The sequence below is a fragment of the Bacillus crepusculi genome (genome assembly GCF_014764715.1).
Classification (GTDB): domain Bacteria; phylum Bacillota; class Bacilli; order Bacillales; family Bacillaceae; genus Bacillus.
In genome coordinates this window covers 1-1162 of sequence record NZ_JACXXE010000032.1, presented here as the reverse complement: position 1 = coordinate 1162, position 1162 = coordinate 1, and the positions used below count along the sequence as shown (strand labels likewise).

General features: G+C 52.2%; 12 tRNA genes. All 12 read left to right on the top strand.

The window, feature by feature from the left end:
• Positions 1 to 22: 22 nt before the first annotated feature.
• Positions 23 to 96, top strand: a tRNA-Met gene (locus IEE86_RS19180).
• A gap of 4 nt (positions 97 to 100) precedes the next feature.
• Positions 101 to 177: transfer RNA gene (locus IEE86_RS19175), tRNA-Ile, on the top strand.
• A gap of 7 nt (positions 178 to 184) precedes the next feature.
• A tRNA-Ser gene (locus tag IEE86_RS19170) sits at positions 185 to 277 on the top strand.
• A gap of 23 nt (positions 278 to 300) precedes the next feature.
• Positions 301 to 377, top strand: a tRNA-Met gene (locus IEE86_RS19165).
• 20 nt (positions 378 to 397) lie between these two features.
• Positions 398 to 474, top strand: a tRNA-Asp gene (locus IEE86_RS19160).
• 15 nt (positions 475 to 489) lie between these two features.
• Positions 490 to 562: transfer RNA gene (locus IEE86_RS19155), tRNA-Phe, on the top strand.
• A 27-nt stretch (positions 563 to 589) separates the two neighbouring features.
• Positions 590 to 665 (top strand) — tRNA-His (locus IEE86_RS19150).
• Positions 666 to 676: 11 nt separating this feature from the next.
• Positions 677 to 750: transfer RNA gene (locus IEE86_RS19145), tRNA-Gly, on the top strand.
• A 16-nt stretch (positions 751 to 766) separates the two neighbouring features.
• Positions 767 to 843 (top strand) — tRNA-Ile (locus IEE86_RS19140).
• Between the two features lie 6 nt (positions 844 to 849).
• A tRNA-Asn gene (locus IEE86_RS19135) sits at positions 850 to 924 on the top strand.
• A 3-nt stretch (positions 925 to 927) separates the two neighbouring features.
• A tRNA-Ser gene (locus IEE86_RS19130) sits at positions 928 to 1018 on the top strand.
• Positions 1019 to 1025: 7 nt separating this feature from the next.
• Positions 1026 to 1097 (top strand) — tRNA-Glu (locus IEE86_RS19125).
• The last annotated feature ends 65 nt before the right edge of the window (positions 1098 to 1162 follow it).

The window sequence follows — 1162 nt, the reverse complement described above, 5'->3', positions numbered from 1 at the left end:
TTTCTAAAGGATTTTTTATCATGGCGGTGTAGCTCAGCTGGCTAGAGCGTACGGTTCATACCCGTGAGGTCGGGGGTTCGATCCCCTCCGCCGCTATAAAGGACCTTTAGCTCAGTTGGTTAGAGCAGACGGCTCATAACCGTCCGGTCGTAGGTTCGAGTCCTACAAGGTCCACCATCTATACGGAGGAATACCCAAGTCCGGCTGAAGGGATCGGTCTTGAAAACCGACAGGGGTGTCAAAGCCCGCGGGGGTTCGAATCCCTCTTCCTCCGCCATATTTTTTAAAACATCATATCATCGCGGGGTGGAGCAGTTCGGTAGCTCGTCGGGCTCATAACCCGAAGGTCGCAGGTTCAAATCCTGCCCCCGCAACCAAATTTTATCTTATCTATATTGGTCCGGTAGTTCAGTTGGTTAGAATGCCTGCCTGTCACGCAGGAGGTCGCGGGTTCGAGTCCCGTCCGGACCGCCATTTTTATAATTATATGGCTCGGTAGCTCAGTTGGTAGAGCAACGGACTGAAAATCCGTGTGTCGGCGGTTCGATTCCGTCCCGAGCCACTTTTACAAATAAATATTGATAGTATGGCGGTTGTGGCGAAGTGGTTAACGCACCAGATTGTGGCTCTGGCACTCGTGGGTTCGATTCCCATCAATCGCCCCATACATATTTTTGCGGGTGTAGTTTAGTGGTAAAACCTCAGCCTTCCAAGCTGATGTCGTGGGTTCGATTCCCATCACCCGCTCCATTTGTATATCGTTCATGGGCCTGTAGCTCAGCTGGTTAGAGCGCACGCCTGATAAGCGTGAGGTCGGTGGTTCGAGTCCACTCAGGCCCACCATGATCTTCCGCAGTAGCTCAGTGGTAGAGCTATCGGCTGTTAACCGATCGGTCGTAGGTTCGAGTCCTACCTGCGGAGCCAAATGGAGAAGTACTCAAGTGGCTGAAGAGGCGCCCCTGCTAAGGGTGTAGGTCGCGCAAGCGGCGCGAGGGTTCAAATCCCTCCTTCTCCGCCATTTATCTGGCCCGTTGGTCAAGCGGTTAAGACACCGCCCTTTCACGGCGGTAACACGGGTTCGAATCCCGTACGGGTCATTTTGAAAAGAGGTCTAGTCAAAGACTTCTTTTTTATTTCTTCAAAACGAAAGACCGCTATCATA